The organism is Nocardioides dubius (genome assembly GCF_039528155.1).
GTDB classification, from domain to species: Bacteria; Actinomycetota; Actinomycetes; order Propionibacteriales; family Nocardioidaceae; genus Nocardioides; species Nocardioides dubius.
In genome coordinates this window covers 208,363-230,922 of record NZ_BAAALG010000002.1, presented here as the reverse complement: position 1 = coordinate 230,922, position 22,560 = coordinate 208,363, and the positions used below count along the sequence as shown (strand labels likewise).

Sequence of the window (22,560 nt, the reverse complement as noted above, 5' to 3'; positions counted from 1 at the left end):
CTCTTTTGCTGAGAATCTCAGGCGGGGGTCAGCACGCAGTCGGCCAGCACCGGGGTGCCGGCGCGCTCGCCGTCGGCGATGACGGCGGAGATCACCACCCGGCCGTCCTCGTGCCACGCGCTCACCTTGATGGTGTCGCCGGGGAAGACCACGCCGGCGAAGCGGGCCGAGAAGCCGCCGACCTTGGCAGCGTCGCCGCCGAGGACCGCGTCGGTGACCTCGCGGAGCACGATGCCGTAGGAGCACAGGCCGTGCAGGATCGGCGCCGGGAAGCCGGCACCGGCCGCGAACTCCGGGTCCGCGTGCAGCGGGTTGCGGTCGCCGCACAGGCGGTAGAGCATCGCCTGCTGCGGGGTGACCGTGTAGCTGGCCTCGGCATCCGGGGTGCGCTCGGGCAGCTCGACCTTGGTGGACGGGCCGCGGTCGCCGCCCCAGCCACCCTCGTTGCGCACGAAGATGGACGAGCGGACGGTCCACAGGTGCTCGCCGTCGGGGGAGAAGGCCTTGCCCTCCTGGACGATGACCGCAGCCTTGCCCTTGTCCCACACGTCGGTGATGGTCACCTTGAGGGTCGCCGATCCGGAGGTCGGGATCGGGCGGTGCACCTGGATCTCCTGCGAGCCGTGCAACACCATCTGCAGGTCGATGTCGCAACCCGGCAGGTCGAGGGCCGGCGGGTTCGTCTCGTGGAAGGTCGGGACCACCACGCCGAACGACGGCAGGACCTGCAGGTTGGCGTCGTCCAGGGTGTAGCGCAGTGCCTGGGCGGAGAGGTTGTCACCCTCGCGGGAGCCGGCGCCGATGCCCAGGTGGTAGAGCAGGACGTCGGACTCGGTCCAGGAGAAGGTGCGGTCGGGCAGTGCGGCGCCGACGGCGACGCTGGTGTCGATGGGCATGCTCAGGCCTTCTTGAAGTTGTCTGCGATGTGGTTGGCCGCGATGTAGCCGAAGGTGACGGCGGGACCGATGGTCGCGCCGGCGCCGGCGTAGGTGTTGCCCATCACGGCCGAGCTGACGTTACCGGTGGCGTACAGGCCCTCGATCACGGAGCCGTCCTCGCGCAGCGCACGTGCCTGCGGGTCGGTCACGATGCCGCCCTTGGTGCCCAGGTCGCCGGGGACCATCTTGGCGCCGTAGAACGGGCCGTTGCCGATGGTGCCGACCGACGGGTTCTTGATCTTCGGGTCGCCGTAGTAGCGGTCGTAGGCCGAGTCGCCGCGCTTGAAGTCCAGGTCCTTGCCGGTCTCGGCGAAGCCGTTGAAGCGCTCGACGGTGGTGGCGAGCTTGTCGGCGGGCACGCCGATCTTCTCGGCCAGCTCCTGCAGGGTGTCGGCCTTCACGATCGCGCCGGACTTGTACCAGCGGCCCGGGATCGGCTGACGCGGCGGCAGACCGGCGAACGTGTACCGGTTGCGGTAGGTCTGGTCGAAGATCATCCAGCTCGGGAAGTGGTCGACGCCGGTCTTGGCGGCCGACTCGTACATCGCGTGCACGGCGTCGACGTAGGGCGAGGCCTCGTTGAAGTAGCGCTCACCGGCCTGGTTGACGATCATCGAGCCGGGCAGGTTGCGCTCGGCAAGGCAGAACCACGGGCCGTTGGGGAGCGGGATGGCCGGACCCCACCAGGCGTCGTCCATCAGGTCGAGGGCCGCACCCGCCCGGGCACCGGCCTCGATGCCGGCGCCGGTGTTGCCGGCCGCGCCGGTGGTCCACTCGGTGCCGATCGGCTCGGCCTGCCACTTCTTGCGCATCTCCTCGTTGTGCTCGAAGCCACCGCAGGCAAGCACCACGCCGGCGCGGGCGCGCAGCTCGCGCTCCTCGCCGTCACGGGTCACCTTGACGCCGACGACCTTGCCGTTCTCGAGGATCAGGTCGGTCAGCGGGGTCTCGTACCAGAGCGGGATGTTGCGATCCAGCATGCCCTTGCGCATGCCGATCATCATCGCCATGCCCATGCCGTACATGCGCTTCTTGAGCAGCAGGCTGATGGTGCGCTTGAGGGCGATCTTGGCGCCGGTGAACCAGCCCCAGATGGAGTGGCCCATCAGGTTCAGCTTGCGGTAGTCGGCCTGGCCGACGACCATGCCGGCCGGCGCCTTGGTGTAGGCCGGGGTGAGCCGCTTGAGCTCGGAGCCGATGATGTTGCCGTTGATCGCCTTGGGCTCGACGGAGCGGCCCGAGGCCTTGCCGCCGGTGGCCTCCGGGTAGTAGTCGGAGTAGCCGGGCACCCACTTGAAGTCGGCGGCCGAGTGGTCCTTGATGAACTGCAGGGCGGCCGGGCCCTCGGCGATGAAGGCGTCGATCCGAGCCGGGTCGACCTTGTCGCCGATGATCTCCAGCAGGTACGCGCGGGTCTCGGCGTCCGAGTTGCCCTGGCCGGCCTTCTTCAGCGCGTAGTTGTTCGGGATCCAGATGCCGCCGCCGGAGCGCGCGGTGGAGCCGCCGAAGCCTTCGGTGCTCTCGAGGAGCAGGACGCTGAGTCCGCGTTCGTGCGCGGCGAGCGCGGCGGTCATGCCGCCACCTCCGGAGCCTACGACGATCACGTCGTAGGTGTCCTGTGCGTTCTGAGCAGTCGCCACAATGTCCTCCGTGTTGCAGGCCCTCGCAGGGCGGGCAGCCATAGTCCGCGAAAATGTAACAGGTTCTATCTCTGCGGCATGGCCTTCTTCCCGCCCTGCGGGACCTTGGGGTGCGGGACTCTCAGCCCGCGGTGACGACCTCCGCGGCGTCGTCAGACTCACCCAGATACGCCTTGCGGACGGCACCGTCCTCGCGGATCTCCTCGGGCGTGCCGTCGGCGATGGTGACGCCGAAGTCGAGCACGAGCACCCTATCCGCGTGTGCCAGCACCATCGGCACGTCATGCTCGATCAGCAGGATGCCGATGCCCCAGGTGTCGGCCAGTCGCCGGATCAGGCGGCCGAGCTCGGCGCTCTCGTTCTCGTCCAGGCCGGCGGCGGGCTCGTCGAGCAAGAGGATCGACGGACGCGACGCGACCGCCCGAGCGATGGCGACCAGGCGACGGCGTCCGTAGGAGAGCTCGTCGGGACGCAGGTCGAGCGCATCCTCCAGCTCCAGCTCGGCAACGGCGGCCCGCACGGTGTCGCTCAACCGGGCGGTGCCCGGCCAGACCAGGTCGGTGACGCCGGAGAGAAGATCCTGACGGTCGGACGCCGCCAACAGGTTCTCCCGGACGGTGAGGTCGTCGAAGAGCTCGAGGGACTGGAAGGAGCGGGTGAGGCCCGCCCGTGCCCGCTTGTGCGGGGACCACCGGGTGATCTCCTCGCCGTCGAAGCGCACGGTTCCGGCGGTCACCCTGTTGTACCCGGTGACGGCGTCGATCAGGGTGGTCTTGCCGGCACCGTTGGGGCCCAGCAGGCCGACCACCTCGCCCGGGCCGACCCGCAGGTCGACCCCGCTGAGGGCGGTGAACCCGCCGAAGCGCTGGGTCAGCCCCTGCACCTCGAGCGTGCGGGGGGCGACCCGCTCGCGCTCGCCCTCAGGCACGGCCTCCAGGGGGGCAGGTGCACGCCGGGGGAGCCGGCGCGTCAGGCGGCTCAGCGCATGGACCGCCTGGTCCACGATCCCGTGCTGGCTGATGATCAGAGTCAGGATCAGCAGCACGCCGGTGATCAGCGGGAGGTACTGCACCCAGCTGTCGGCGTCCGCACTGGCTGCCGACGACGTGTCGAAGAAGAGAGTCCCGACGCCGGCCGGGGCCAGCACCGAGCCCACCAGCGGGCCGAGCACGTAGCCGACCCCGCCGATCACGGTGACCACCAGCAGGCTGATCGAGGCATCCGCCTCGAAGAGCTCCTGGAACTGGATGGTGGAGTAGCTGAACCCGAACAGGACCCCACCCAGGCCCGCGATGCCGGAGGCCAGCACGAAGGCGTAGAGCTTCGTCTGGAAGACGCTGACACCGACCGCGGCCGCGGCCCGCTCGTTCGTGCGCACCGCCAGCAAGCGGCGCCCGGTACGACCACGTCGCACGTTCGCGACCACGATCGCGGTCAGCACGAAGGCCACCGCCACCATCACGAAGTAGTTCGCCTTGTGGTCGATCGGCTCGATGTCGATGCCGAAGATGGTCAGCTCCTGGATCCGGGTCTGGAACTCGCCACCGGTATAGCTGGAGTTGCTGAACAGGATCTGGTGGAGCGCGAAGCCGAGACCGAAGGTGACCACCGCGAGGTTGACGCCGCGGGTGCGCAGCGCGGGCAGTCCGAAGATCAGCCCGGTGACCATCGCCGCCAGGACGCCGGCGGGCAGCGCCAGCTCGAACGGCCAACCCTGAGCGTCCGCCAGACGGCCGGCCCCGAAGGCGCCGATGCCGGCCAGGCCGAACTGAGCGATCGAGAGCTGGCCGGCGTAGCCGGTGAGCACCACGGTGGAGAGGCCGACAAGCGCGAAGCACAGGGAGATCACCAGGGCGCCGAACCAGTCGTCGGGGGCGCCGAGGCGGAGCGCGACGATCACGACGAGTGCGATCGGCAGGCTGATCGCGAGTTGCAGGCGTCCGGTGCCGACCCGTGGCAGCCGGTCCAGGGTGGTGCCGCGCACCGGGAGGCCGCGGCCGCGGACGATCAGCACGGCGATGATCACCAGGAACGGAACGGCGTCGGGGATGCCGGTCTGGTTGATGTAGTTGGTGGCGAGCGCCTGCGCGATCCCGATCGCCAGCCCGCCGACGAGCACCATCAGGTAGGAGCGGAACTGCGCCAGGAGTGCGGTGGCAAGGGCGCCGATGATGAGCACGCTCATTTGCCGGACCGAGATGAACCCGGTGGAGGTGGCCGGGAAGATCGCTCCCGCGGCACCGGCCAGCGCCCCGCCGACGGTCCAGGTCAACGCGGACAGCAGCTGCGGCGACCAGCCGAGCGCCGCGGCCGATCGGGCGTTCTCGGCGGAGGCCGAGATGGCGTACCCGATCCGGGTCCTTGCGGTGAGCAGCGCCATGACGAGGGTCGCCCCGACGGCGATGGCGAGCAGGATCAGATTCTGGCGTGCGACGACGATCTCGGAGGTGAGCTCGACCGGCGTCGACTCGAAGGGGAGCGGGAGGATGAACTGCGCCGACCCGTACTGCAGCAGCACCACCTCGGTAAGCACCGTCAGCAGGCCGAGGGTTGCGATCACCCGGGCCAGGGGGCTGGCGTGGCGGAGTGGGCGCATCACCAGCAGGTGGATCAGCAGGCCGAGGCCGGCGGTCGCCAAGGTGGCGACGCTGAGGGCGGTGGCGAAGCTCTGCTCCTGGTTGAGCCGCAGCTCCATCGCGACGTAGGCACCCACCACGGCGAGGCCGCCGTGGGCGAAGTTGATGACGCCGGAGCCTCGATAGATCAGCACCAGGCCGAGGCCGAGCAGGACGTTGATCGCGCCGGTACCGAGGCCGATCAGCGCATAGTTGACGGCGTCCATCACGACTCTCCGGAGATGTAGTGACGCGCGATGGCGTCGGCGTCGGCGTTGAGCTCCTCGGCGGTGCCGGTGAGCGCGATCCGTCCGCGCCGCAGCACGTAGCCCTTGTCGGCGACGGCGAGGGCGTGCCGGATGTGTTGCTCGACCAGGACGACGGCCGCACCGCGGTCGGCGGCGCCACGGAGCGCGGTGAGCAGGCGCTGGACGATGAGCGGGGCCAGCCCGAGCGAGAGCTCGTCGGCCAGGATGAGGCGGGGCTCGGCGGCGAGGATCCGGCCGAGCGCCAGCATCTGCTGCTGTCCGCCGGAGAGGAGCCCGGCCTTCTTGTGCAGGTGAGGCTCGAGCTCGGGGAAGTGGGCGACGGCGTCGGCGGCGGATCCGCGGCCGAGCTTCAGGTTCTCCCATCCGGTCAGCTCCATGAAGACGCAGCGGCCCTCGGTGAGGAAGCCGAGGCCCGATCGGGCGCGCCGGTCGAGCCGGGTGCGTGCCGAACAGCCCAGGACGTCGGCAGTGCCGGCCATCGGGCGCAGCTCGCCGGCCAGCGCCAGCAGCGTGGTGGTCTTGCCGGAGCCGTTGGCTCCGAGCAGCACGGCGATCTCCCCGGAGGAGACCTCCAGATCGAGCTCATGGATGGCGGGGGTGCCGCCGTAGCCGGCGGTCAGGCCGCGGGCGTGGACGGCGGGGGTGACGATGGTCGTGCTCACGATGCTCCCTCCCGAGGAGTCAGGTGCAGGCGGCGGTGGCCCCCGTCGTGCTGGGAGCCACCGCCAGGTGGGTTGCGCAGTCGGGTTGCTCAGCCCGCGAAGAGCGCGGTGATGTCGCTGAACTCGCTGATGCTCTCGATCTCGGTGCCGTTGGCCTGGACGAACTGCAGGTTCGGGTTGAAGACCCGGTTGAGGCCCGGGACCGGGAACTCCTTGGTGAAGTCGATCGGCGCGGTCAGGCCGCCGGCGGTGATCGCGTCGGCCTTGTTCAGCGACGCGAGCAGGGTTGCCGCGGTGGCGTCCTTCTCGGTGCCGATGGCCTCCTTGAGGACCTGGTAGGCGGCCCAGGTGTTCTGCACGTAGGGGTAGGTCCAGTCGATCTCGCTGGATGCCTTCTTTGCCTCGTCCCAGGCGGGGTCGGAGGCGACCACGAAGTTCACCGCGGAGACGGCCTTGTCCATCGCACCGTTGGCGCCCTCGAGGACCGCCTGGTTGAGCGCGCCCTGGACGGAGTAGTAGCGGGTGTCCTCGTTCTGGGCGGCTCCAGCTGCGGCCAGCGCGGCGATCTGGTCATTGGGCAGACCGACGATGGCGCAGTCGGACTCACCGGCGGACTTGGCCACGGCGCTGAAGTTCGTGGTCGTGGTCGGCACCTTGATGTGCTTGGCCGGCTGGCCCTTGGCGCCGCCGATGCCGAGGTTGATCAGGTCGGCGGCCTTCTGGGCGGTGGGCACGTCGTAGAGCACCATTGCCGTGCTGTCGCAGTCGTCGGCCACCGTGCGAGCGCCGATCGCCACGAAGCCGGCAGCGCCCGCCACCAGCGGGAACGAGTTCGAGCTGGAGAGCTCCTCGGCAGCGAGGCCGGGGCCGCCGATCCAGGGGATGCCGGCCTTCTCCAGGACCGGGACGATGGCGGTGCCGTTCGTGGTGAAGCCACCGACGACCGCTGCGACCTTCTCGGAGACGGCCTTGCGGGCGCAGTCGCCTGCGGTGTTGGGGTCGTTGCCGTCGTTGCAGGAGATCAGCTCGACCTTGCTGCCGTTGATCCCGCCGGCATTGTTCAGGGTGGTGGTCGCGGCCTCGGCCGCGGTGATGATCTCCGGGGTGTTGATCGCGGCGGTGTCCACCGGGGCGATCGTCATCACCTTGATCGGCGTGCCGGTGAACTCGACGCTCGAGTCCGCCTTGACGGTCTCGCCGTCGTCCTTGCTGTCACCGCATGCGGTGAGCCCGAATGCGAGGCCGACGCTGAGTGCGGCCACCGAAAGCGTGGTGAGTGCTGGGCGCTTCATTGGTTCTCTCTATCTCCGCGCCACAGAGCGCGGCCCTCCCGTGGTTGTGACCTGGGTCACCGGACTGCGGAGAGCCTAAAGGCATTCGGTTATTAACCGCAAGACATTCGATTAATCGACGCGATCTCGACCAGGCGCTAGGGTCGTTCGGGCGAATGGGACGGCACCTCCCGGAAAATGAGAACGTGTTCTAGTATTGCTCTCATCACCCCCATCACCTCGAGGAGACCGTCATGTCGAAGCAAGTTCTCGACGCCGTGCGTGACCTGCTGCCCACCTTCCGCGAGCGCGCCGACGAGGCCGAGAAGCTGCGTCAGGTGCCGGAGGCGTCGGTCAAGGCCCTTGAGGAGACCGGCTTCTTCCGGATGCTCCAGCCCAAGCGCTTCGACGGCTTCGAGTCCGACCCGGTGGACTTCTTCACCGCGGTGAAGGAGATCGCCAGCGCGGACGGCTCCACCGGCTGGATCTCGTCGGTGCTGGGCGTCCACCCCTGGCAGGTCGCCCTCTTCCCCGACGAGGCGCAGCAGGCGGTCTGGGGCTCGGACACCAACACCCGGCTCTCGTCGTCCTACGCCCCGACCGGCAAGGCCGTGCAGACCGAGGGCGGCTACCTGCTGTCGGGCAAGTGGTCCTTCTCCTCCGGCTCGGCGCACGCCAGCTGGGTGCTTCTCGGTGGCCTGGTCTTCAACGCCGAGGGCCACGTCGTCGACTTCAAGACCTTCATGGTCCCGCGCGACAAGTACGAGATCGTCGACGTCTGGAACGTGGTCGGCCTGCGCGGCACCGGCTCCAACGACATCGTGGTGGCCGAGACCTTCATCCCGGAGGCGTTCACCCTCTCGATGTCCGACACCGGCCGCTGCTACGGCCCGGGCCAGGCGGAGAACACCAGCGACCTCTACAAGCTGCCGTTCCACTCGCTGTTCACCACCACGATCACCACCCCGATCGTCGGCATGGCCAACGGCGCGTACGCCGAGCACGTGGAGATGCAGCAGAAGCGCGTCCGCGCGGCCTACCTCGGCGAGAAGGCGTCGTCCGACCCGTTCGCCGCCGTCCGGATCGCGCGGGCCGGCTCCGACATCGACGCCGCCTGGGCGCTCCTGATGGCCAACATCCGCGACGAGCAGGCCCATGTCGCGCGCGGCGAGCAGATCCCGCTGCAGCTGCGGCTCAAGGTCCGCCGCGACCAGGTGCTCGGCACCCAGCGTGCGATCGACGCGATCGACGCGCTCTTCGAGGCGTCCGGTGGCCGCGCACTCGCCGAGGGCACCTACCTGCAGCGCGCCTGGCGCGATGCGCACGCCGGTCGCGTGCACGCAGCCAACGACCCCGAGCGCGCGCTCAAGATGTTCGGCGACGCCGAGTTCGGTCACAAGATCGACCCCGGCATGTACTGAGCGCACCTCTGCAGCGACCGGGAGCGGCCCGGTGCGGGGAACCGCACGCCGCTCCCGGTATGCGGGAGGAGAGCAGGCGATCCGGGGCCCGGTTCTGGAATCCTGGGCCCATCGCTTCGGCCGAGAAACTTCGCCTCCTGGTCGCGACCACGCGCCGGGGGCATCACGTCGGGCGCAACGCGCCGACCAAGGGAGAGTGAAAATGACGATCGAGCTCAAGAGCATGGGTTACGTCCGCGTCGGGTCCACGGACCTCGACCAGTGGCGTCAGTTCGCCGGGAAGGTCCTCGGCCTCGCTGAGGGTCGTGGTCCGAACCCGGACAACCTCTACTACCAGATCGACTCCGTGTCGGCCCGCCTGGTGATCGTCCCCTCCGACGTCGACCGGTTCCAGACCGCCGGCTGGGAGCTCGCCGACAACCAGGCCCTGCAGGATGCCCGTGAGCACCTCGCAGCCGCCGGCGTCGCGTTCGAGGAGGGCAGCACCGAGGAGTGCGCCGAGCGCCGGGTCCAGGAGTTCATCCGGTTCAGCGACCCGTGGGAGAACACCTTCGAGCTGTTCCACGGCATCACCTACGAGTCGCGTCCCGTCGTCACCCCCTACGGCGCGAACTTCGTCACCGCCGACCAGGGCATGGGCCACATCGTGATCCCGGTGACCGACGACGTCGAGGCGCTTAAGTTCTACACCGAGACCCTCGGCTTCCGCCTGCGCGACTCGTTCAGCCTGCCGGGCGAGCTCGCCGGCAAGGAGCCGGGCTCCAAGATCTGGCTGCGCTTCCTCGGCATCAACCCGCGCCACCACTCGCTGGCCTTCCTGCCGTTCCCGAACGCCGACAAGTGCGTGCACATCATGCTCGAGGTCGACAAGCTCGACGACGTCGGCCGGGCGCTGGAGCGGGTCAAGAAGTACAACGCGCCGCTGTCGGCGACGCTGGGCCGCCACATGAACGACGAGATGATCTCGTTCTACGTCAAGTCGCCTGCCGGGTTCGACATCGAGTTCGGCACCGAGGGCCTGCGCGTCGACGACGACCGCTGGGTCGCCCGTGCCTCCACCGCCGTGTCGTACTGGGGCCATGACTTCAGCGTGAAGCAGTGACCGGCACAATGAGCGACATGGCTCAGCCCCCGATCCTGCCCGGCATCCGCGACGACGCGCACACGAGCTGGCCGCCGCAGGAGCTCATCGACTCCTTCCTCGGCAACTTCGACTTCGAGTTCCGCACCGGTGAGCACGTCGCGATCGAGGACACCGAGAAGGCGCAGGCCGCTGCTCGAATGTTCCGCGACACGCTCGGGCGCTACTGCAGCGGCGTCACCGTGATCACCACGGTGGCGGACGGCAAGCCGGTCGGGATGACCTGTCAGTCGTTCTCCAGCGTCTCCATCTCTCCGCCGCTGGTGACCTTCCTGCCGATGAAGACGTCGCGGGCCTGGGCGCAGATCCAGCGCGCCGGCTTCTTCGCGGTGAACTTCCTGGCCGATGGCCAGGACGGGCTCTCCAACAAGATGGCCTCGCGGGTCGAGGACAAGTTCGAGGGCCTGGACTGGACCCCGAGCAAGGGCGGCGCTCCGCTGTTCGACGGCATCGTCGGGCATGTGGACTGCACCGTCGAGGCCGTGCACGAGGCCGGCGACCACTACATCGTCGTCGGCCGCGTGAACGACCTGGCCTACGCCACCGATGAGGCCGGCGTCTCGCCGGACCCGCTGCTCTACTTCCAGGGTGCGTACCGCACGGTCCGCTGATCTGGCTGCACTCCTCGAGCGCCCGCGCCTGGACAGGCGGGGGCGCTCGTGCGTCGATGGCCTACATTGGCGCCCGTGAGTGCAGAGCTGCTGGTGCGCCGTGAGGGCGCCGTCGTCGAGGTCACCTTCAACCGTCCGGAGCGGCACAACGCCTTCACCCGGGCCATGTACGAGCAGATCCGGGCGATGTGCGAGGAGCTCGCCACCGACCGGGACGCCAAGGTGCTGGTGCTGCGCGGTGCCGGAGGTCGTGCCTTCGCGGCCGGCAACGAGATCACCGACTTCCTCGAGGCCGATGCGGTCGAGTACGAGAACTGGATCCGCGAGCTGCTCGACGCCCTGTACGCGTTGCCGCAGGTGACCGTCGCCGCCGTCGACGGCGTCTGCGTGGGCGGTGGGCTGGCGGTGGCGACCCACTGCGACCTGCGGGTCGCCACGGCACACTCGCGCTTCGGCTATCCCATCGCGCGGACCCTGGGCAACGCGCTGGCCGCGCCGATCGTCTACCGCTGCCGCGCGGTCTTCGGCGAGTCGCTGACCCGGGAGATGCTGCTCGGGGCGCGCCTGGTCACCGCTGACCGTGCCTTCGCGGTCGGCGCGCTGACCGCCGTCACCGACGACCTGGACGCTGAGCTGAACGCGCTGGTGGAGGGCATCCTCCCGCTGTCGTCGGTCACGATCCGCGCCACCAAGCGCCAGCTGCTGGCCCGCAGCGGAAGCGTCGACGCCGCGCCGTCGTGGGACCACGACCTGATGCGCGAGGTCTACACCGGCCCGGACTTCGCCGAGGGCGTCCGCGCCTTCGTGGCCAAGGAGCGCCCCGCCTTCCGCTAACCCTCGACTTGCGCTTGTAGCCGCCGAACTTGCCCTTGTGGGCGCCCAACTTGCGCTGATGGCCACCGAGATCGCGTTCCCGTGGTCTCGGTGGCCATCCGTGCTTCGTCGAGCGCTATCCGCGCGTGTTCGGGCTCAAGCGAGCGCGCTGATCGCCTCGTGGATGCTCAGCACCCGCTGCGCGGACTCGACGTGCAGGTTCTCCACCATTTTGCCGTTGTAGGTGACGACGCCCGCTCCCTTGCCGTCCTCCCAGGCCTGGATCAGGCCACGAGCGTCCTCGACCGCGGCGGTGGACGGTGCGAAGGCCTCGTTGGCGCCCTCGACCTGGCCGGGGTGGATCAGGGTCTTGCCGTCGAAGCCCATCACCCGGCCCTGCTCGCACTCGGCCAGGAAGCCGTCGGTGTCCTTGACGTTGTTGTAGACGCCGTCGATGACCGCGATGCCGGCGGCACGGCCGGCCAGCAGCGCGGTGTGCAGGCTCGGCAGGATCGGCGCGCGACCGGGCACGTGCTCGGCGTAGAGCTCCTTGACCAGGTCGTTGGTGCCGAGCACGAAGGCACCGAGGCGGTTCGAGCCACGGGCGATCGAGAGAGCGTCCAGGATCGCGACCGGGGTCTCGATCATCGCCCACAGCTTGGTGTGAGCCGGGGCTCCGGCGCGCTCCATCGCCTCGACCAGCTCGCGCACCTCGTCGGCGCTGTTCACCTTGGGCACCACGATCGCGTCCGGGCCGGCAGCGGCCGCCGTCGCGATGTCGTCGTCATGCCACTCGGTGCCCAGGCCGTTGACCCGGATGGTGAGCGTGCGGCGGCCGTACTCACCGCTCTGGACGGCGGCAACCGCGTTGGCGCGGGCGCCCACCTTGGCGTCGGGGGCCACGGCGTCCTCGAGGTCGAAGATCAGGCCGTCACAGGCGATCGTCTTGGCCTTCTCGAGAGCCCGCTCGTTGGAGCTGGGCATGTAGAGCACGGAGCGCAGGGGAGTGAAGTCAGTCATCACGGGCCTTTCGTGAGTTCGTGGATCGCGCAGATCGGGCGCCGTAGGTGCGCCCTCGGGGTCAGTCGAGGGTGATCGCGTCGTAGGCGGCCTTGAGGTCCGGGTCGATGGCGGCGAGCTCGTCGGCGAGGGCCACCATCACCTTGCACTGCTTGACCGAGGCGTCGTCCTCCATCTTGCCGTCCAGCATCACCGCGCCGGTGCCGTCGCCCATCGCGGCGATCACCCGGCGGGCGTGCTTGACGTCCTCCACAGAGGGGGAGAAGACCTTGTTGGCGATCTTGATCTGCACCGGGTGCAGCGACCAGGCGCCGACGCAGCCGAGCAGGAAGGCGTTGCGGAACTGGTCCTCGCAGGCGACGACGTCCTTGATGTCGCCGAACGGGCCGTAGTAGGGGTAGATGCCGTGCATCGCGCAGGCGTCGACCATCCGGGCGATCGTGTAGTGCCACAGATCCTGCTGGTAGGTGGTCCGCAGGCCCTCGATGTCGCCGTCGGTCGGGTCCTGGCGCACCAGGTAGCCCGGGTGGCCGCCGCCGACCCGGGTGGTCTTCATCCGGCGGTCCGCCGCCAGGTCGGCCGGGCCCAGCGAGAGGCCCTGCATCCGCGGCGACGCCGCGCAGATCTCCTCGATGTTCGCCACGCCGCGCGCGGTCTCCAGGATCGCGTGCACCTGAATCGGCTTGGTGATGCCGGCCTTCGCCTCGAGCTGCGCCAGCAGGCGGTCGATGTAGTGGATGTCCTCGGCGCCCTGCACCTTCGGCACCATGATCACGTCCAGCTTGTCGCCGATCGCGGGCACCAGGGTGGTCAGGTCGTCGAGCACCCAAGGGGAGTCGAGGGAGTTGATCCGGGTCCAGAACTGGGTCGGCCCGAAGTCCACCTCCTGGCCGATCTTGACCAGGCCGAGACGCGACTTCTCCTTGTTCTCGGCCTTGACGGCGTCCTCCAGGTTGCCGAGCAGGACGTCGACGGTGCCGACCATCGCCGGGACCTTGGCCGCCATCTTCTCGTTGCCCGGGTCGAAGAAGTGGATCGCGCGCGAGGGACGGGCCGGAATCTCACGCAGCGGCGCAGGGGCGCCGACGGCGAGCGGTGCGAAGAAGTCCTTGGCGGTGCGCAATGTCTGTTCCTCTCCTCGTGCGGGCATGACGAAGGCCCGACTACTAGGCGCGAACCTAGCAGCCGGGCCTCTCGTGCTGACCGGCTAGTGCCTGTTAACCAGATGCTGGACGCATCACAGCGGCAGCAGGGCGCGGTGCTGGTGCGGCAGCCCGAAGAGCTGGTTCAGCGCCTGGGCCCGCTTGAACACCCAGGAGATGTCGTGCTCCCAGGTGATCGCGATGCCGCCGTGCAGCTGCACGGCCTCACCGGCGACGTGCATGAACGCATCCCCGCACGCGGACGCCGCGGAGGCCGTCAGCACGTCCGCGTCGTCGGCGTCGGTGGCCACCGCGTAGCTGGCGGCCCACGAGATCGAGCGCGAGGTCTCGACCTCGACCAGCATGTCGGCCATCCGGTGCTTGAGCGCCTGGAAGGAGCCGATCAGGCGACCGAACTGCACCCGCTCGAGGCTGTAGCCGACCGTCATGTCCAACGCGCGCTGGGCGCCGCCGACCTGGAGTGCGGCCACCGCCGCGGTGCCCGCGCGGTGCGCCCGGGCCAGCGCCGCCGAGCCGTCGCCGGCGATCCGGCGGGCCGGTGCGCCCTCGAACGTGAGGGTGGCGAAGCGCAGGGTGGTGTCCATCGCCGGGACCTGCTCGATCCGGACCGCGTCCGGCGCCACCACGAAGAGTGCCGGGGCGTCGCCGTCCAGGGCAGCCACCACGATCAGCTCGGCGTTGTCGCCGTCCAGGACCGCCTGCACGGTGCCGGTGAGCGCGTCGCCCTCGGCCCGGACGCCGATCGGTGCGTCGGCTGCGCCGGTGACGCCGGCCCAGGCCAGGGTGGCCACGGTGCCGGCGGCGATCTGCGGCAGCAGCTCCCCGCACACCGCGGCGTCGCCAGAGCCGAGCAGCGCCTCGGCGGTGACCACCGAGGAGAGCAGCGGCACCGGAGCCAGGGCCTTGCCCAGCTCCTCGAGGACCACGCTGGTCTCGAAGAAGGTCGCGCCGAAGCCGTCGTACTCCTCGGGGATCGCGAGTGCCGCGACACCGACCTGCTCGCACAGCGTCTCCCACAGCGCGGCGTCGAAGCCGGTCGCGGACTCCGTGGCGGCACGCACGGCCATGCTGTCGGCGGAGCGCGCCAGCACCTTGCGCACGGTGCCGGCCAGCTCCTGCTGCTCGGGGCTGAGTCCGAAGTGCATCTCAGGCCTCCGCGGCGACGAGCGCGCCGAGCACCCGTGAGCGGTGGACGGCGGGCGTGCCCCAGGCGGTGACCAGGGCGCGGACCTTGGTGATCCAGATGCTGAGGTCCAGCTCCTGCGTGTACCCGATCGCACCGTGCACCTGCAGCGCAGCGCGCGAGGCCAGGTAGGCGGAGTCTGCGGCGTGCACCTTGGCGGCCGAGACGTCGCGCGCCGCGTCCGGTCCGTCGATGGCGAGCGCGGCGCCGTTGATCAGCGGGCGGGCGAAGTCCAGAGCGATCCGGACGTCGGCCAGCTTGTGCTTGATCGCCTGGTACGAGCCGATCTCCCGGCCGAACTGACGACGCTGCTTCACGTAGGCGACGGCCTCGGCGAGCAGCCGCTCACCGGCGCCCAGCAGCTGAGCGGCGGTCGCCAGCGCGGCCAGGTTGAACGCGGCGGCGAGGTCACCGTCGGTGCTGACGGCGTCGCCGGCGACCGGGGTGAAGAGACGACGGGTGCCATCGACCGAGTGCTTGCGCTCGCCGGCGCTGGCGCTCGCCACGGTGCCGCCGTCGATCACGAAGGCGTGCGCGGCGACGTCAGCGTCCAGGGCGTAGGGCGTGTGCGGGGCGAAGGCGACGGTGCCCACCGCGCCTTCGGCGAGCTCGCCGACCAGCGGGTTGCTGCCGAGCGCGGCCGGCAGGAAGGCCGCCGACTCCACCCACGGACCTGGGACGCCGTGGCGACCCAGGGCCTCGAAGGCGATCACGAGCTCGACGGCGGTGGCGCCCATGCCACCGGCCTCCTCCGGCACGACCAGGGCGTTGACGCCCTGCTCGGCGAGCCGGTTCCACAGCGCGAGGCCGGGGGCGGTGTCGTCGTCGGCCCAGGCCCGGGCGGCGCCGACCGTGTCGGCGCTGGAGAGCAGGGACTCCAAGGAGTCGGCGAACGCCTTCTGCTCGTCGGTCCAGGTGAACTTCACTGGAGGGCTCCCTTCGGCTGGTTGCGGTTGGTGACGGGCGCGGCGGTCACTTGCCGGCTCCCTTCGCCTCGCTGTGCTGGATTGCTCGGCTCAGTGCGCCGGCTGTGTTGCTGTCTCGCAGGTGGGTGAGCGTCACTTGCCGGCTCCCTTCGCCTCGCGGGGCAGGCCGAGGATGCGCTCGGCCACGATGTTGCGCTGGATCTCGTTGGTGCCGGCGTAGATCGGGCCGGAGAGGCTGAAGATGTAGCCGTCGGTCCACCGCGACTCGATCTCCGCCTCGGCGCCGAGCAGGTCGAGGCCGGTCTCGTGCAGCGCCACGTCGAGCTCGGACCAGAAGACCTTGTTCACCGAGCCGGCCGCGCCCATGTCGCCGCCGCCGGCGAGTCGGGTCACCGTGCCCCAGGTGTACAGCCGGTAGGCCTGGGCGCCGATCCAGGTGTCGACGACGCCGCGCTCGGCCTCGGGGTGCAGCTCGCCGTTCTGCTTCCACAGCTCGACCAGGCGGTCGGCGGCGGCGCAGAAGCGGCCGGGGGAGCGCAGCGACAGGCCGCGCTCGTTGCCGGCCGTGCTCATCGCCACGTGCCAGCCCGCGCCGGGCGCACCCAGCACGTCGGCGTCCGGGACGAAGACGTCCTCGAAGAAGACCTCCGCGAAGCCCACCTCGCCGTCGAGCTGCTCGATCGGGCGCACCGTGATGCCCTCGGCGTCGAGCGGGAACAGGAAGTAGGTCAGGCCCGCGTGGCGCTGTGCCTCCGGGTCGGAGCGGAAGAGACCGAAGCCCCAGTGCGCGAAGCTGGCTCGCGAGGACCAGGTCTTCTGGCCGTTCAGGATCCAGCCGCCGCGCTCGTCGTCGCGCGTCGCGGTGGAGCGCAGCGACGCCAGATCGGAGCCGGCCTCCGGCTCGGACCAGCACTGGGCCCAGACCCGCTCGCCGGACGCCATCGTCGGCAGGAAGCGGTCCTGCTGCTCCTTGGTGCCGTGGTCGAAGATGATCGGCGCGAGCAGGAAGATGCCGTTCTGGGAGACGCGGCCCGGCGCACCGGCGCGGTAGTACTCCTCCTCGAAGATGACCCACTCGATCAGCGACGCCTCGCGGCCGTGGTACTCCTTCGGCCAGGAGACGACGGAGTACTTGGCCTCGGTGAGCTTCGCCTCCCACTCCTGGTGCAGGACCCAGCCCTCGGCGGTGTCCATCGAGGGAAGCGGCTCGGCCGGGACGTTGGCGGCGAGCCACTCCCGCGCCTCTGCCTGGAACTTCAGTTCCTCGGGCGTAAGTTCCAGATCCACTATGCGTGGTCCTCTCTGAGTTCGTTCTTCAAAACCTTGCCGGACAGGTTGCGCGGGAGCGTGTCGACGAACGACACGTAGCGCGGCACCTTGAAGTTCGCGATCCGCTCGCGGGCGAAGGCGATGACGTCGTCGGCGGTGACCGTCGCCTCGGCGCGTCGCACCACGTACGCCTTGCCGACCTCGCCCATGCGCTCGTCCGGGACGCCGACGACGGCGGCCTCGACGACGCCTTCGAGGCGCGCGAGTGCCTGCTCGACCTCGGCCGGGTAGACGTTGAAGCCACCCGAGATGTACATGTCCTTGAGCCGGTCGGTGATCCGCAGGTAGCCGGCCTCGTCGACGACGCCGACGTCACCGGTGTGCAGCCAGCCGTCGCCGTCGATCGCGTCCGCGGTCGCCTCGGCGTCGTCGAGGTAGCCGATCATCACCATCGGGCCGCGCAGCAGCACCTCGCCCTCGGCGCCGGCCGGGAGCGGCTCGCCCGTGGTGGCGTCGGCGATCCGGAGCTCGACGCCGTCCAGGGCGCGGCCACAGGTGGTGGCGACCAGCTCGTCGGAGTCGCCGGCGCGGCACATGGTGGCCATCACGCACTCGGTCATCCCGAAGGCGGTGGCGACGCGTTCGAAGGAGAGCTCGGTCTGCATCCGCTCGACCAGCACCTGGGGCACGGATGCCGCGCCGGTGTTGGCCAGGCGCAGCGACGAGGTGTCGGTGGTCGCGAACTTCGGCGACTCCAGCAGCGAGTGGAAGATCGTCGGCGCGCCGGGGACGACGCTGATCCGCTCGGCGGCGATCAGGTCGAGCACCTCGTCGGCGTTGAACGCCGCCACGGGGTAGAGCGCGCAACCCTTGAGCACCGCGGTGACCAGGCCCACCTTGTAGCCGTAGGAGTGGAAGAAGGGGCTGACCACGAGGTAGCGGTCGTCGACGGTGACCTCGCCGGTGGTGCCCCACACGTCTGCCGCGGCGATGGTCTGGCTGTGCGCGGTGAGCACGCCCTTGGAGCGGCCGGTGGTGCCGGAGGTGAAGAGGATGTCGGCGACGTCGTCGGGGGAGACGGCGCTGGCGACGGCCTCGATCTCGTTGAGCGGGACGGCGTCGCCGAGGGTCGCGAGCGCGTCGAAGGCGACCGTCCCGGCGACCTCGCCGCTGCCGATGCGGACGATCGCGCGCACCGCGGGCAGACCGGGCACGGGGGAGCCGGCGTCGACGCTGCGGCCTGCCTGGGCGGCGACCTCGACGGCGGCCTCGCGGATCTCCTGGGCCTGCGCGCGGCCCAGGAAGCCGTCGGCGACGACGAGCAGGGTGGCGTCGGTGCGCAGCGCGACGTCTGCCACCTCGTGACCCTTGTAGCGGGTGTTCAGCGGGACCAGCACGCCGCCGGCGTAGGAGATGGCGAGACCGGCGACGATCCACTCCCAGGTGTTGGGCACCCAGATGCAGACCCGCTCGCCGGGCTGCAGGCCGAGGGCCCGGTAGCCGCGTGCGGTGGCGATCACCTGCTGGTGGAGCTCTGCCCAGGTCAAGCGCACGTCGCCGTCGACGACCGCGGTGCGCTCGGGATACGTGGCGGCGATGGCGCGAATCGCTGCCGGCAATGTCTCCGGTGTCGTCATGGGATCTCCTCGTCAACCGATTCATCGGCAACCAAACAAGTGCTTGGTAGGGTAGCCTACAGTCTGGTTCCAGCGCAGGGAACCGATGTCCGGCACAGCGAGAGAGGAAGCCACGGTGGACCTGACCCACGCAGCGGCTGACCAGGAGTTCCGCCACGAGGTGCGGACCTGGTTGGAGGAGAATCTGAGCGGCGAGTTCGCGGCTCTCAAGGGTCTTGGCGGCTCCGGGCGCGACGATGAGGCCCACGATGAGCGCCTCGCCTGGAATCGCCATCTCGCCAAGCACGGCTGGACCTGCCTGGGCTGGCCCCGGGAGTACGGCGGCCGGGGGCTGAGTCTCTACCAGCAGGTGATCTTCCACGAGGAGTACGCCCGCGCCAACGCGCCGACCCGGGTCAACCACCTGGGTGAGGAGCTGCTCGGCCCGACCCTGATCGCCTTCGGCACCGAGGAGCAGAAGCAGCGCTTCCTGCCCGGGATCGCTGCGGTCGAGGAGCTGTGGTGCCAGGGCTACTCCGAGCCCGGTGCCGGCTCGGACCTCGCGAACGTGGCCACCAAGGCCCGGCTTGAGGGTGACGAGTGGGTGATCGACGGCCAGAAGGTGTGGACGTCGCTGGCGCAGTTCGCGCAGTGGATCTTCGTGGTCGCCCGGACCGAGGTCGGCTCCACCCGCCACAACGGGCTCTCGTTCCTGCTGGTCCCGCTCGACCAGCCCGGCGTCGAGGTCCGCCCGATCGTGCAGAACACCGGCGGCGCTGAGTTCAACGAGGTCTACTTCACCGGCGCCCGCACGAAGGCCGACATGATCGTCGGCGAGCCCGGCAAGGGCTGGGGCGTGGCGATGGGCCTGCTCGGCTTCGAGCGCGGAGTCTCGACGATCGGCCAGCAGGTGGGCTTCGAGCGCGAGCTGGAGAGCGTCGTCGCCCTGGCCCGTGAGAACGGCTCGATCGAGGACCCGGTGATCCGCGACCGTCTCGCCAAGGCACGTGCCGACCTCGAGGTGATGCGCCAGAACGCGTTGCGTGGCCTGGCGGACCTGGAGGGCGGCTCCGACTCGGCGGCCGGCGGTGGCGCCGGTTCGATCGCCAAGCTGGTCTGGTCGAACTGGCACCGCCGGCTCGGCGAGATCGCGATGGAGGTGGCCGGTGCCGCCTCGCTGACCGCGAGCGCCGCGCCCTACGAACTCGACGAGTTCCAGTCGCTCTTCCTGTTCAGCCGTGCCGACACCATCTACGGCGGCTCGGACGAGGTCCAGCGCAACATCCTGGCCGAGCGCGTGCTGGGATTGCCCCGTGAGCCGAAGGGAGCCGGCAAGTGATCGCAGCGTTCGAGCGCGACCGCAGCGCCGCCGGCGCCACCTCCTCCACCCCACTCCTGAAGGGAACCACCCGATGACGATCAAGCGTGCAGAACAGCCCACCCCCGACTACGTCCCGGGCCACAACCTGCTGGCCGGCAAGGTCGTCGTGATCACCGCCGCCGCCGGCGCCGGCATCGGCGCTGCGGTGACCCGCCGGGTCCTCGAGGAGGGTGCCAAGGCGGTCGTGCTGAGCGACACCCACGAGCGCCGGGTGGCCGAGGCCCAGGAGGCCCTGGCCGCCGAGTTCGGTGCGGACCGGGTCCGCGCGCTGACCTGCGACGTCACCGACGAGGCCCAGGTGGCGGCCCTGCTGGATGCCGCCGACGAGTTCGGTGGCGTCGACATCATGATCAACAACGCCGGTCTCGGCGGCGAGGTCAACATCCTCGAGATGACCGACGACCAGTGGAGCAAGGTCCTCGAGATCACGCTCACCGGCACCTTCCGCTGCGTCCGCGCCGCGGGCAACCGGATGGTGGCGGCCGGCAAGAAGGGTGTGATCGTCAACAACGCCTCGGTGATCGGCTGGCGAGCCCAGGAGGGTCAGGCCCACTACGCCGCTGCCAAGGCCGGCGTGATGGCGCTGACCCGCTGCAGCGCGCTGGACCTCGCCGCGCACGGCATCCGGGTCAACGCGGTCAGCCCGTCGCTGGCGATGCACCCGTTCCTGGCCAAGGTCACCACCGACGACCTGCTCGCCGAGCTCAAGCAGCGCGAGGCCTTCGGCCGCGCCGCCGAGCCGTGGGAGGTCGCCAACGTAATGGTCTTCCTGGCCAGCGACTACGCCTCGTACATGACCGGCGAGGTCGTCGCCGTCAGCAGTCAGCAGGCCTGAGATGGCAGCTGGGCTGAGCCGCCGCGACGAGCTGCTCCAGATCGCCGGAGAGCTCTTCGCGAAGAAGGGTTTCCGCAACACCACGGTGCGCGACATCGCCGACGCCGCGGGCATCCTGTCCGGCAGTCTCTACCACCACTTCGACTCCAAGGAGACGATGGTCCACGAGCTGCTCGACTCGTTCCAGACCCAGCTGTTCCTCGACTACGACGCGATCGAGAGCAGTGATCTCGGTCCGCGGGCCAAGCTCGAAGCGGTGATCCGGCGCTCGCTGGAGGCGATCGATCGCAACCACAGCGAGGTGGCGATCTTCCAGAACGACGCCGGGTACCTCAGCGACCTCGACGGCTTCGAGTACCTCACCGCCCGCAACCGCCGGTTCCGTGACCTGTGGACCCAGTTGCTGCGCGAGGGAATCGCTGCCGGCGAGATCCGCTCCGACCTCGACGTCGAGCTGGGCTACCGGTTCCTGCGTGACACCGTCTGGGTCGCTGTGCGGTGGTACCGCCCCGGTGGCCCGCTCTCCGGCGACGAGGTCGCCGACCAGTATCTGGCGATCCTCTTCCAGGGGATCGGCATTCCGACCACGAACAAGGAGTCCTGATGGCTGAGGCCTACATCGTTGATGCGGTCCGTACCCCCGTCGGCAAGCGTGGCGGCGCGCTGGCGTCGATGCACTCTGCCGACCTCGGCGCACACTCGCTTGCCGCGCTGATGCAGCGCACCGGCGTCGACCCGGGTGCGGTCGACGACGTGATCATGGGGTGCTGCGACACCATCGGCTCGCAGGCCGGCGACGTCGCCCGCACCGCCTGGCTGGTCGCCGGTCTCCCGGACCACGTCCCGGGCGTGACCATCGACCGGCAGTGCGGCTCCTCGCAGCAGGCCGTGCACTTCGCGGCCCAGGGTGTGATGTCGGGCACCCAGGATCTGGTGGTCGCCGGTGGCCTGCAGAACATGTCCGCGATCCCGATCTCGGCAGCGATGCTGGTGGCCGACCAGTACGGCTTCACCACCCCGTTCGCGGAGTCCCCGGGCTGGCGTGCGCGCTATGGCGACGTCGAGGTCTCGCAGTTCAACTCCGCCGAGATGATCGCGGAGAAGTGGGACTGCAGCCGCGAGGAGATGGAGCGGTACGCGCTCGCCTCGCACCAGCGCGCCAAGCAGGCGATCGCCGAGGGCCGCTTCACCAACGAGATCGCCCCGGTGCAGCTCGCGGACGGCGTCTTCGACACCGACCAGTGCCCGCGCGACACCTCCCTGGAGAAGATGGCCGGTCTCGACCCGCTGGCTCCGGGCGGCCGGATCACCGCAGGCGTGGCCTCGCAGATCTGTGACGGCTCCGCCGCGATCCTGCTCGCCAGCGAGCAGGCGGTGAAGGACCACAACCTGACCCCGCGGGCGCGGATCCACCACCTCTCGGTGCGTGGCGACGACCCGATCTGGATGCTGACCGGCCCGATCAACGCCACCAAGCACGCCCTGGCGAAGACCGGCATGAGCATCGACGACATCGACCTGTTCGAGTGCAACGAGGCGTTCGCCTCCGTCGTCCTGGCCTGGATGAAGGAGACCGGCGCACCGCACGAGAAGGTGAACGTCAACGGTGGCGGCATCGCCCTGGGCCACCCGATCGGTGCCACCGGCGCCCGCCTGATGACGACCATGCTCAACGAGCTCGAGCGCACCGGCGGCCGCTTCGGCCTGCAGACCATGTGCGAGGGTGGCGGCCAGGCCAACGTCACCATCATCGAGCGTCTCTGACCCGTCGCTGACCGCTGAACCA

Annotated in this window: 19 protein-coding genes; 8 read left to right on the top strand and 11 right to left on the bottom strand. The window is 69.8% G+C overall.

Annotated features, from left to right (window positions below; translation table 11 throughout):
• Positions 1 to 17 precede the first annotated feature (17 nt).
• The 5 genes from ABD151_RS02900 to ABD151_RS02880 form a co-directional block, all read right to left on the bottom strand.
• On the bottom strand, positions 18 to 896 hold the full coding sequence (locus ABD151_RS02900) for a MaoC/PaaZ C-terminal domain-containing protein (protein ID WP_343991157.1): 879 nt from the start codon (positions 894 to 896) through the stop codon (positions 18 to 20).
• Between the two features lie 2 nt (positions 897 to 898).
• Complete coding sequence (gene kstD / locus ABD151_RS02895; RefSeq protein ID WP_343991155.1) at positions 899 to 2,578, bottom strand: 3-oxosteroid 1-dehydrogenase; 1,680 nt, start codon at positions 2,576 to 2,578, stop codon at positions 899 to 901.
• Between the two features lie 121 nt (positions 2,579 to 2,699).
• On the bottom strand, positions 2,700 to 5,420 hold the full coding sequence (locus ABD151_RS02890; RefSeq protein ID WP_343991153.1) for an ABC transporter permease subunit: 2,721 nt from the start codon (positions 5,418 to 5,420) through the stop codon (positions 2,700 to 2,702).
• Positions 5,420 to 6,124 carry an ABC transporter ATP-binding protein gene (locus tag ABD151_RS02885; protein WP_343991151.1) on the bottom strand — a complete coding sequence of 235 codons (705 nt, stop codon included), beginning with the start codon at positions 6,122 to 6,124 and terminating at the stop codon, positions 5,420 to 5,422. The genes ABD151_RS02890 and ABD151_RS02885 overlap by 1 nt, the downstream gene beginning before the upstream one ends.
• Positions 6,125 to 6,213: 89 nt before the next feature.
• Positions 6,214 to 7,416 carry an ABC transporter substrate-binding protein gene (locus ABD151_RS02880; RefSeq protein ID WP_343991150.1) on the bottom strand — a complete coding sequence of 401 codons (1,203 nt, stop codon included), beginning with the start codon at positions 7,414 to 7,416 and terminating at the stop codon, positions 6,214 to 6,216.
• Between the two features lie 233 nt (positions 7,417 to 7,649).
• Between ABD151_RS02880 and hsaA the strand changes: the two genes are divergently transcribed.
• The 4 genes from hsaA to ABD151_RS02860 all read left to right on the top strand — a co-directional run bounded on the left by hsaA (position 7,650) and on the right by ABD151_RS02860 (position 11,402).
• Positions 7,650 to 8,816 carry a 3-hydroxy-9,10-secoandrosta-1,3,5(10)-triene-9,17-dione monooxygenase oxygenase subunit gene (gene hsaA, locus ABD151_RS02875; protein ID WP_343991148.1) on the top strand — a complete coding sequence of 389 codons (1,167 nt, stop codon included), beginning with the start codon at positions 7,650 to 7,652 and terminating at the stop codon, positions 8,814 to 8,816.
• 202 nt (positions 8,817 to 9,018) lie between these two features.
• Positions 9,019 to 9,918 (top strand): iron-dependent extradiol dioxygenase HsaC, encoded by a 900-nt coding sequence (gene hsaC / locus ABD151_RS02870; protein WP_343991146.1) that lies wholly within the window; start codon positions 9,019 to 9,021, stop codon positions 9,916 to 9,918.
• A gap of 17 nt (positions 9,919 to 9,935) precedes the next feature.
• On the top strand, positions 9,936 to 10,568 hold the full coding sequence (locus ABD151_RS02865; protein WP_343991144.1) for a flavin reductase family protein: 633 nt from the start codon (positions 9,936 to 9,938) through the stop codon (positions 10,566 to 10,568).
• Between the two features lie 75 nt (positions 10,569 to 10,643).
• A complete protein-coding gene (locus tag ABD151_RS02860) occupies positions 10,644 to 11,402 on the top strand; it encodes an enoyl-CoA hydratase-related protein (RefSeq protein WP_343991142.1) in 759 nt (252 codons plus the stop codon).
• Positions 11,403 to 11,537: 135 nt separating this feature from the next.
• Here ABD151_RS02860 and ABD151_RS02855 read toward each other — a convergent pair whose 3' ends face one another.
• The 6 genes from ABD151_RS02855 to ABD151_RS02830 form a co-directional block, all read right to left on the bottom strand.
• On the bottom strand, positions 11,538 to 12,401 hold the full coding sequence (locus ABD151_RS02855; protein ID WP_343991140.1) for an HpcH/HpaI aldolase/citrate lyase family protein: 864 nt from the start codon (positions 12,399 to 12,401) through the stop codon (positions 11,538 to 11,540).
• A 61-nt stretch (positions 12,402 to 12,462) separates the two neighbouring features.
• The gene (locus ABD151_RS02850) at positions 12,463 to 13,524 is read right to left on the bottom strand and encodes an HpcH/HpaI aldolase/citrate lyase family protein (protein WP_343991138.1); all 1,062 of its coding nucleotides are present in this window, start codon (positions 13,522 to 13,524) and stop codon (positions 12,463 to 12,465) included.
• Between the two features lie 114 nt (positions 13,525 to 13,638).
• Positions 13,639 to 14,709, bottom strand: coding sequence for an acyl-CoA dehydrogenase family protein (locus ABD151_RS02845; RefSeq protein WP_343991136.1), 1,071 nt, complete (start codon positions 14,707 to 14,709; stop codon positions 13,639 to 13,641).
• 1 nt (position 14,710) lies between these two features.
• A complete protein-coding gene (locus tag ABD151_RS02840) occupies positions 14,711 to 15,673 on the bottom strand; it encodes an acyl-CoA dehydrogenase family protein (protein WP_343991134.1) in 963 nt (320 codons plus the stop codon).
• A 132-nt stretch (positions 15,674 to 15,805) separates the two neighbouring features.
• On the bottom strand, positions 15,806 to 16,960 hold the full coding sequence (locus tag ABD151_RS02835) for an acyl-CoA dehydrogenase family protein (RefSeq protein WP_343991132.1): 1,155 nt from the start codon (positions 16,958 to 16,960) through the stop codon (positions 15,806 to 15,808).
• Positions 16,960 to 18,579, bottom strand: a complete 1,620-nt coding sequence (locus tag ABD151_RS02830) for a FadD3 family acyl-CoA ligase (RefSeq protein ID WP_343991130.1) — start codon at positions 18,577 to 18,579, stop codon at positions 16,960 to 16,962. The genes ABD151_RS02835 and ABD151_RS02830 overlap by 1 nt, the downstream gene beginning before the upstream one ends.
• 115 nt (positions 18,580 to 18,694) lie before the next feature.
• Here ABD151_RS02830 and ABD151_RS02825 point away from each other — a divergent pair, with 115 nt between their 5' ends.
• The 4 genes from ABD151_RS02825 (at position 18,695) to ABD151_RS02810 (ending at position 22,538) form a co-directional block, all read left to right on the top strand.
• Complete coding sequence (locus ABD151_RS02825; RefSeq protein WP_343991128.1) at positions 18,695 to 19,897, top strand: acyl-CoA dehydrogenase family protein; 1,203 nt, start codon at positions 18,695 to 18,697, stop codon at positions 19,895 to 19,897.
• A gap of 73 nt (positions 19,898 to 19,970) precedes the next feature.
• Complete coding sequence (locus ABD151_RS02820) at positions 19,971 to 20,774, top strand: SDR family oxidoreductase (protein ID WP_343991126.1); 804 nt, start codon at positions 19,971 to 19,973, stop codon at positions 20,772 to 20,774.
• A gap of 1 nt (position 20,775) precedes the next feature.
• Positions 20,776 to 21,378, top strand: a complete 603-nt coding sequence (locus ABD151_RS02815; protein WP_343991124.1) for a TetR/AcrR family transcriptional regulator — start codon at positions 20,776 to 20,778, stop codon at positions 21,376 to 21,378.
• Complete coding sequence (locus ABD151_RS02810) at positions 21,378 to 22,538, top strand: acetyl-CoA C-acetyltransferase (protein WP_343991122.1); 1,161 nt, start codon at positions 21,378 to 21,380, stop codon at positions 22,536 to 22,538. The genes ABD151_RS02815 and ABD151_RS02810 overlap by 1 nt, the downstream gene beginning before the upstream one ends.
• Positions 22,539 to 22,560: the final 22 nt, after the last annotated feature.

What these genes read in the sequence shown, in the direction of transcription:
- ABD151_RS02815 (WP_343991124.1), top strand. Translation starts at nt 20,776, where the DNA reads ATGGCAGCTGGGCTGAGCCGCCGCGACGAGCTGCTCCAGATCGCCGGA.
- hsaC (WP_343991146.1), top strand. Translation starts at nt 9,019, where the DNA reads ATGACGATCGAGCTCAAGAGCATGGGTTACGTCCGCGTCGGGTCCACG.
- ABD151_RS02880 (WP_343991150.1), bottom strand. Translation starts at nt 7,416, where the DNA reads ATGAAGCGCCCAGCACTCACCACGCTTTCGGTGGCCGCACTCAGCGTC.
- hsaA (WP_343991148.1), top strand. Translation starts at nt 7,650, where the DNA reads ATGTCGAAGCAAGTTCTCGACGCCGTGCGTGACCTGCTGCCCACCTTC.
- ABD151_RS02855 (WP_343991140.1), bottom strand. Translation starts at nt 12,401, where the DNA reads ATGACTGACTTCACTCCCCTGCGCTCCGTGCTCTACATGCCCAGCTCC.
- ABD151_RS02890 (WP_343991153.1), bottom strand. Translation starts at nt 5,420, where the DNA reads ATGGACGCCGTCAACTATGCGCTGATCGGCCTCGGTACCGGCGCGATC.
- ABD151_RS02845 (WP_343991136.1), bottom strand. Translation starts at nt 14,709, where the DNA reads ATGCACTTCGGACTCAGCCCCGAGCAGCAGGAGCTGGCCGGCACCGTG.
- ABD151_RS02810 (WP_343991122.1), top strand. Translation starts at nt 21,378, where the DNA reads ATGGCTGAGGCCTACATCGTTGATGCGGTCCGTACCCCCGTCGGCAAG.
- ABD151_RS02820 (WP_343991126.1), top strand. Translation starts at nt 19,971, where the DNA reads ATGACGATCAAGCGTGCAGAACAGCCCACCCCCGACTACGTCCCGGGC.
- ABD151_RS02830 (WP_343991130.1), bottom strand. Translation starts at nt 18,579, where the DNA reads ATGACGACACCGGAGACATTGCCGGCAGCGATTCGCGCCATCGCCGCC.
- ABD151_RS02900 (WP_343991157.1), bottom strand. Translation starts at nt 896, where the DNA reads ATGCCCATCGACACCAGCGTCGCCGTCGGCGCCGCACTGCCCGACCGC.
- ABD151_RS02865 (WP_343991144.1), top strand. Translation starts at nt 9,936, where the DNA reads ATGGCTCAGCCCCCGATCCTGCCCGGCATCCGCGACGACGCGCACACG.